The organism is Bradyrhizobium frederickii (assembly GCF_004570865.1).
In the GTDB taxonomy this organism is placed as follows: Bacteria; Pseudomonadota; Alphaproteobacteria; order Rhizobiales; family Xanthobacteraceae; genus Bradyrhizobium; species Bradyrhizobium frederickii.
Genome location: NZ_SPQS01000006.1, coordinates 391,512 through 398,483, shown reverse-complemented (window position 1 = coordinate 398,483; position 6,972 = coordinate 391,512). Strand labels below are relative to the sequence as shown.

General features: G+C 64.6%; 7 protein-coding genes. 3 read left to right on the top strand and 4 right to left on the bottom strand.

The window, feature by feature from the left end; all coding sequences use genetic code 11:
* Positions 1-599 precede the first annotated feature (599 nt).
* The gene (locus E4K64_RS13590) at positions 600-1,496 is read right to left on the bottom strand and encodes a LysR substrate-binding domain-containing protein (RefSeq protein ID WP_135163954.1); all 897 of its coding nucleotides are present in this window, start codon (positions 1,494-1,496) and stop codon (positions 600-602) included.
* A gap of 194 nt (positions 1,497-1,690) precedes the next feature.
* Between E4K64_RS13590 and dctA the strand changes: the two genes are divergently transcribed.
* From dctA to E4K64_RS13575, 3 genes are read left to right on the top strand one after another with little or no spacing between them, the layout of a single operon-like run.
* Positions 1,691-3,025 carry a C4-dicarboxylate transporter DctA gene (gene dctA, locus E4K64_RS13585; RefSeq protein WP_135163953.1) on the top strand — a complete coding sequence of 445 codons (1,335 nt, stop codon included), beginning with the start codon at positions 1,691-1,693 and terminating at the stop codon, positions 3,023-3,025.
* Positions 3,026-3,047: 22 nt separating this feature from the next.
* Positions 3,048-3,548: an ureidoglycolate lyase gene (locus E4K64_RS13580; RefSeq protein ID WP_135163952.1), complete on the top strand. Its 501-nt coding sequence runs from the start codon at positions 3,048-3,050 to the stop codon at positions 3,546-3,548.
* A 34-nt stretch (positions 3,549-3,582) separates the two neighbouring features.
* Positions 3,583-4,422, top strand: a complete 840-nt coding sequence (locus E4K64_RS13575; protein ID WP_135163975.1) for a bifunctional allantoicase/(S)-ureidoglycine aminohydrolase — start codon at positions 3,583-3,585, stop codon at positions 4,420-4,422.
* A gap of 33 nt (positions 4,423-4,455) precedes the next feature.
* Here the strand turns inward: E4K64_RS13575 and E4K64_RS13570 are convergent, their stop codons facing one another.
* Genes E4K64_RS13570 through E4K64_RS13560 form a run of 3 tightly spaced genes read right to left on the bottom strand, consistent with a single transcriptional unit; the run spans position 4,456 to position 6,882 of the window.
* Entirely contained in the window at positions 4,456-5,010 is a 555-nt protein-coding gene (locus E4K64_RS13570; RefSeq protein WP_135163951.1) for a TIGR02281 family clan AA aspartic protease, read from the bottom strand.
* A 28-nt stretch (positions 5,011-5,038) separates the two neighbouring features.
* Complete coding sequence (locus tag E4K64_RS13565; RefSeq protein WP_135163950.1) at positions 5,039-5,242, bottom strand: DUF1289 domain-containing protein; 204 nt, start codon at positions 5,240-5,242, stop codon at positions 5,039-5,041.
* A gap of 44 nt (positions 5,243-5,286) precedes the next feature.
* On the bottom strand, positions 5,287-6,882 hold the full coding sequence (locus tag E4K64_RS13560) for a sensor histidine kinase (RefSeq protein WP_135163949.1): 1,596 nt from the start codon (positions 6,880-6,882) through the stop codon (positions 5,287-5,289).
* Positions 6,883-6,972 lie beyond the last annotated feature (90 nt).

Sequence of the window (6,972 nt, the reverse complement as noted above, 5' to 3'; positions counted from 1 at the left end):
TCTTGGCTTTGAGAGGGTGGAGACGCAAGCAAAGCTCGGGCGAATTAAGCCGCGAGGCTGCGAAGGTGTGTCTTCTCTAAAAATCTCAAAATCGATGATGCGGGCCCAAACTCATGACCGTCACCCTGAGGCGCGCGCTCTGCTGCGCGCAGCGCTGCAGAGCAAGCCTCGAAGGGCGACGGCCCGGCTACATCCGGGCCGCTCATCCTTCGAGGCTCCCCATGGGACGCGTTGCGTCCCATGCCTCGCACCTCAGGATGACGGATTGAGTAGTGTCGTCATCGCGAGGAGCCCTTGCACGCTCGCGATGGCGTCGTTCGGAGAGCGTACGCCACCCTCCACTCGTGCCCCGGACGCAGCGCAGCGTCTCTTCGACGGTGCGCTGCTGAGCCGGGGCCCATCTCTCCGCATTGGACCGTGCCGCCACCTGGGTCCCGGCTCTGCGCCGCAACGCCAAGAGGCGTTGCGGCTTGTCCGGGACACGGCGGAGGCGCCGAGTCACTTGCGTGGATCTCGCAATGACGCGGAGGAGAGTGGCGTGCATCCTATTGCTCGGACACGTCGCAGCATCGGAGAAGGCGGGGCTGGGCCCGGCAGCATCAACCCGCACCCTTGCGGTGATTCAGGTATCGAAGCGCGAGCTTGATGAAATTGTGCACCACCATCGACGTCTCGTCCGCTCTGAAGACCAGAAACACGTCGGCCGTGGGCGGCGAGGGCCGGATCGGACGGAAGACGATGTCGGTCGTGGTGAAGCGTGCGATCGACTGCGGCACGAGCGCCACGCCGAATCCCGCGGCGATCAGGCTTGGGATCGACTGGGCGTCGACGACCTGCTGGGACACCTTTGGCAGGAAGCCGGCATCGACACAGCAGGTCTGCACGTATCGTGCGAAATCGGAGCTATCGGGATCGAGGACGACGTGGTCCTCGGACGCGAGCTCACCGAGCGCGATGCGCTTGCGGCGCGCCAGCTGATGGGTGCGCGGCATTGCGATGACGACCTCCTCCCGCCACGCGAGCTTGCTGGTCAGGTCGCGCTCGGCGGGAATTCCGCGAATGAGACAGATGTTGGTCGTGCGACTGAGGAGCGCCGCGATCTGCAGTGCCGGCGCCTGCTCATGCAGCGTCATCCTGACCCGCGGAGCGACCTTCCGGTAGGCCGCGAGCAGCTCTGCGAGACGGCCGCGCAGGATCGAGCCGGTCGCTCCGACATCCAGCGTTCCGATCAGGCCGGCTCCGATCGACCGCGCCTCGTCTTCCGCGGCTTTGACCTGTTGCAGGATGGCGCGTCCCCGCACCAGCATGGCCTCACCCGCCTGCGTCAACTCCACCCTGCGGCTGGTCCTATAGAGCAACTGGGTCCCGAGCTCTGCCTCGAGGGCCTGGATATGTTGGCTGAGCGGCGGTTGCGAGAGGTTCAGCCGCCGGGCGGCGAGGGTGAAGCTGCGCTCTTCGGCAACCGCGATGAAGTACCGGAGCTGGCGGAGATCCATAGCGAAAACCTATCAATCGTGTCGTTCTATATATTGGACTTGATGTCGCAGCTGGTCAACGAATGACCGATGGAGCCTTGCGTCCTGTCGCGGCGAGACGCTCCGCACGCAGCGACCTCGCGTCGCCGCCAACGACAACAATGGCGAAGGCTCCGGCCGACCAAGCCAGATGGAAGCCCAGCGAGCGAGGAGCCATGCCCAAGATTTTCAAGTCACTCTTCTTCCAGGTCGTCGTCGCACTCGCCGCCGGCATCGCGCTCGGCGTCGCCTATCCGGACACCGCATTGCAGATGAAGCCGCTGGGTGACGGCTTCATCAAGTTGATAAAGATGCTGGTGCCGGTGATCGTGTTCTGCGTCGTCGTGCACGGAATTTCAGCGGCCGGCGACCTCACCAAGGTTGGAAGGGTCGGCATCCGTTCGCTGGTCTATTTCGAGATCGTCACCACCATCGCCTTGGTGTTCGGCATTGCGCTCGCCTATTATTTCCAACCGGGCGCCGGAATGAACATCGATCCGAAGGCGTTGGACGCCAAGGCGCTCAGCGGGTTCAGCCAGACGGCGGCCCAGGTCGCCGGCGGAGGCGTCTCGGAATTCCTGATGAAGCTCATTCCTTCGACGCTTGTTGGCGCCTTCAGCTCCGGCGACGTTCTGCAGGTCCTGATCGTCTCGATCATGTTCGGTTGTGCCGTGTCGCTGTGCGGCGAACGCGCCAGGCCCGTGATCGATTTCGTCGAGCGGGTCAACGAGATCATCTTCAAGATGATGAACTTCGTGGTCCGGCTCGCGCCGATCGGTGTGTTTGGTGCGATCGCCTTCACCGTCGGGAAATACGGCATCGGTTCGCTCAAGCAGCTCGGCGGCCTCGTTGCCCTGTTCTACCTGGCCGTGGTTCTGTTCGTGGTCGTCGTTCTCGGAGCGATCATGCGGCTCTCCGGCTTCAGCCTGTTCAAGCTGCTGGCCTATCTGCGCGAAGAGCTGTTGATCGTCCTCGGGACGGCCGCGGGCGACAGCGTGCTGCCGCAGACCATGCGCAAGCTCGAGCTGCTCGGGATCAAGCGATCGACCGTCGGTCTGGTGATCCCGACCGGGTACTCGTTCAATCTGGATGCATTCTCCATCTACCTGACCTTGGCGGCCGTCTTCATTGCACAGGCGACGAATACGCCGCTGGCTACAGGCGATCTCCTGGCAATCCTCGGCGTCGCCTTGCTCACCTCCAAAGGTGCTCACGGTGTCCCGGGCTCGGCCATTGTCGTCCTCGCCGCGACGCTGGCTGCTATTCCGGCCATCCCGGCGATTGGACTGGTGCTCATCTTGTCGGTAGACTGGTTCATCGGCATCGCCCGCGCGCTCGGCAACTACGTTGGCAACTGCGTTGCGGCGGTCGTCGTCGCCTCTTGGGAGGGGGATCTCGATCACGCGAAGGCGCATCGCATTCTGAACGGCGAGATTGATCCTTCGGTCGACAATCTTCGGGTCGATCCAGCCGGTGCCGATGCTCCCGTCGCGGGCCTGCAGACCCTTTGAACGCGGAGCGCTTGAGTTGGCAATGGTGACACTCTCGATCGAGCCTTTGACGAAGCAGGCGTTCGCTCCGTTCGGAGACGTCGTCGAAACGGAAGGCAACACGCCGCTATCGATCAACCAGGGCTACGCTCAGCGCTTCAACGGACTTGCCAATATCGACGTTGCCGCGGAAGGCGGACAGGTCAACATCAGCTGGTTTGTCGCCTCGGTGCGGCCCGCGCCGATCGCGATCCGCCTGATGGAGCGCCATCCGCTCGGGAGCCAGATGTTCATGCCTCTGAACGGCGCCGACTGGCTGGTCGTCGTCTGCACGGACCCCGCCATCTCCGCGAGCTATCGGGCGTTCGCGGCAAAAGGCCACCAAGGCGTGAACTATGCCCGGAATTGCTGGCACCATCCACTCCTGGTTCTCAAGGACGCAAGCGCGTTCCTCGTTGTCGACCGCAAGGGGGATGGCGCCAATCTCGAAGAACATTGGCTGAGCGAGCAGCTGCAGCTCGGTGTCCAGTCGGCTGCAAGCTGATACGTTCCCATAGGTAACTTCACGAGGCTTCATGATGTCATCGCCCACCTATCACGTACCGAAGGGCGGCCTTCCGTCGCAGACGGATCTGCTGAGCGGCCGCGCGGTCTTTACGAACGCCTACGCCGTCATTCCCAGCGGCGTGCAACGCGATATCGTCGTCAGCCACCTGCCGCACTGGGACAACACGCGCCTGTGGGTGTTGGCGCGACCGCTGTCCGGCTTCGCCGAGACCTTCTCCCATTACCTCATGGAGATCGCGCCGGCCGGAGGAAGTGACATGCCCGAGCCGGACAAGGATGCCGAAGGGGCGTTGTTCGTCGCAGGCGGCACGTTGAATCTCAGCTTGGCAGAAGGTGAACGTGAGCTGAGGCCCGGCAGCTTCGCCTATCTGCCGCCCGGCTGTGCCTGGAGCGTTCGCAACCGCGGCCCTGGCCCTGCACAGGTTCACTGGATCCGCAAGCTGTACCAGCGCGTGCCGGGCTTGGCCGAGCCCGAGGCAATCGTGACCAACGAAGATTCCATCGAACCGGTCGCGATGCCGGGCACGGAGGGGAGGTGGGCCACCACGCGCTTCATCGATCCGGCCGATATGCGCTATGACATGCACATCAACATCGTGACGTTCGAGCCGGGGGCGACGATCCCCTTTGCCGAGACGCATGTCATGGAGCACGGGTTGTACGTCCTCGAGGGCAAGGCGGTCTACCGTCTCAACCAGGACTGGGTGGAGGTCGAGGCCGGCGACTACATGTGGCTGCGCGCCTTCTGCCCGCAGGCGTGCTACGCCGGAGGCCCCGGCCGGTTTCGCTATCTTCTCTACAAGGACGTCAACCGGCACATGAACCTGCGGCAGGGCCCGCCGCTGCTCTAGCCCCGGCGATGGCCGCGCACGCGCCGTTGCGATCTAGTCGATCGCGGTGCGCGAGCGGCGGGGGCTGCTCTGAAGCTCGGGATAGCCGGTCAGCATCAGCTTGTCGGCGCGGACGCCCCAGCTCTCCAGGCGGTCGAGAAAGCTCATGCCGAGCAGGTTGGTCTTCATCTGCCCGCGTTGGACGACGAGGGCCGGCACCGATTTTTCGACGAGATGGCCGACGGAAAGACGGTCGAGCGTGAGGCGGGCCGCCTTGGTATGGCCGCCCGCGGTTTCGAGATCGACATCGTATTCGAGCATCTCGAGCGGCAGCCCGATGGCTTTCGCGGTTTCCCAGGTCAGCACCACCGACGTCGCACCGGTATCGATCACCATCGGCGCTGCGACCCCGTTGATCTTCGCACGCAGTGCAAATTCGCCGCCCTGGCCGCGCGGGATCTGCACCGCGGGGGCGGGCGCCACCGTCTGCGCGCGAAAGATGTGCGAGACCTTGTGGCTGGCGCGCGCGATCTGCTCGGGATCGCCATAGGCGACGACCGCGCCTGCCGTGCCGGCGAGCATGACGAGAACGAGCAGGAAGCGGATCATCGCGCGCCTCCGCGGGCGCGCAGGCCGGTCAGGCGCGTTTGGGCGATGCCGCGATCGGCGCAAGCCCGGCTTCCGTCATGCGTCCCGGCAACAGGGCCATGATCGCGTGCCGTTCCGCGCTGTCCATGGCGTGCCAGCGCGCGATCTCGGGCAAGGTGCGGCCGCAGCCGAAGCACAGCTTGGTCCTGGGATCGATCATGCAGACGGCGACGCACGGCGTTTCTTTGCTCATTCGGACATAGTGGGGGATTGTCGGCCATCTCTGCAAGCTTCTGGTTAAGAGCCCGTGCCGGCGCTCATGATCGGCTTGTGGCGCGGCCGGCGCTTCTCGTCGGGCAGCCCGGAACCCTCCGGTTGAAGCGGCGGAGAATCATCCGACAGCGGCGCAAGCGCGCTCATCACCCGCTCCGGCGGGAAGGTGACGATCACCTCGGTGCCGATGCGCAGCTTCGATTTCAGCGTGAACGTGCCGCCGTGCAGGTCGATCAGATTCTTGGCGATCGGCAGGCCGAGGCCTGCGCCCTGTTCGGCCGATTTGATCGAGTTGGAGCCCTGGCCGAACGAGGCGAGCACGATCGGGATCTCGTCCTCGGGAATGCCGGAACCAGTATCCCTCACCGAGAGATATTGTCCGCCCGAAGCGGTCCAGCCGGCCTTGAGCCAGATCTCGCCGCCCTGCGGCGTGAACTTGATCGAGTTGGAGATCAGGTTGAGCACGACCTGGCGGATGGCGCGCTCGTCGGCCCAGAGCCGCGGCATGGCCTGCTCGAACACTTCGTGGATGGTGATGCCCCGGCTCGAGGCGCGCAGCTTCATCAGATGGTGGCAGTCGGCGACGACGCCGACCAGCGACACCGCTTCCTCGTTGAGCTCGTAGCGGCCGGCCTCGATCCGCGACAGATCGAGGATCTCGTTGATGAGGTTGAGCAGGTGGACGCCGGAATTATGGATGTCGGCCGAATATTCCTTGTAGACCGGCACCGCATGCGCCCCGAAGATCTCGCTCTTCATCACCTCGGAGAAACCGAGGATGGCGTTCAGCGGCGTGCGCAGCTCGTGGCTCATCTGCGCCAGGAAGCGCGACTTGGCGACGTTGGCGGATTCGGCGCGGTGGCGCGCTTCGTCCGAGATCGCCTTGGCCTGTTCGAGCTCGCCGATCAGGGCGTCCTTCTCGGCGCGCGCCTCCAGCGTCGCGAAGGTGGAGGAGTGCAGGCGATGCGCCAGCAGCACGAAATAGCCTTCGGCCGCGAGCGCGAGCGCGGCCAGGATGTAATTGTCCAGCGAGCCGGTGATCGCAAAGCTCAGCGCCATGGCGACCGCGACGGGCGCGGTGGCGGCAAGGGCTGCGATCGGCAAGTTCGCGGCGACCATGCTCGATACCGCGATCACCAGCAGCATCAGGAACATCATCAGCGTTTCCGTGACCATGTCGACCACGGGGTGGATCAGGATCGCCATCCAGCACAGGCCATAGAGCAGATCGAGCACGACGAAGCGCGTCCGCCATGCGCGCGTCCCCGCGGGCGAGGTGGGCTCGGTCAGGAAGCGCCGGCAGCTGCGGATCATCGCCGCGTGGATGCAGAGCATGCCGACGGTCCAGGCGGCGGCGGGGATCGGCTGCATCCACAGCCCGAACAGCAACCCGGTCGCGACCACCAGCAGCATCACGACATAGGAAGCCGACAGCCGGGTCTGGGCGTATTGCCGCAGCATCTCGGCGTCGAAGGCCGGTCGGGTTCCGCTGGTCGAGGTTAACTTGTCGCGCGCCTCGCGCACCCGCTGCGCCGCAGCCCTTCGGCTGCTCGCCGATGGAGCGCTCACCGGCTCGGCCGGAAGCTGCACAACCTCAGGCTTTTCAGCGGGGTTACTCATCAAGCAACAACGATTCCTGCCCACGCCGGACGCGGGCCTTCTGCATTGTCTATCTCTGGCAAGAAATCGTTAAGAGGTGACTTAAGGAGC

What these genes read in the sequence shown, in the direction of transcription:
- E4K64_RS13570 (WP_135163951.1), bottom strand. Translation starts at nt 5,010, where the DNA reads ATGATCCGCTTCCTGCTCGTTCTCGTCATGCTCGCCGGCACGGCAGGC.
- E4K64_RS13575 (WP_135163975.1), top strand. Translation starts at nt 3,583, where the DNA reads ATGTCATCGCCCACCTATCACGTACCGAAGGGCGGCCTTCCGTCGCAG.
- E4K64_RS13565 (WP_135163950.1), bottom strand. Translation starts at nt 5,242, where the DNA reads ATGAGCAAAGAAACGCCGTGCGTCGCCGTCTGCATGATCGATCCCAGG.
- E4K64_RS13580 (WP_135163952.1), top strand. Translation starts at nt 3,048, where the DNA reads ATGGTGACACTCTCGATCGAGCCTTTGACGAAGCAGGCGTTCGCTCCG.
- dctA (WP_135163953.1), top strand. Translation starts at nt 1,691, where the DNA reads ATGCCCAAGATTTTCAAGTCACTCTTCTTCCAGGTCGTCGTCGCACTC.
- E4K64_RS13590 (WP_135163954.1), bottom strand. Translation starts at nt 1,496, where the DNA reads ATGGATCTCCGCCAGCTCCGGTACTTCATCGCGGTTGCCGAAGAGCGC.
- E4K64_RS13560 (WP_135163949.1), bottom strand. Translation starts at nt 6,882, where the DNA reads ATGAGTAACCCCGCTGAAAAGCCTGAGGTTGTGCAGCTTCCGGCCGAG.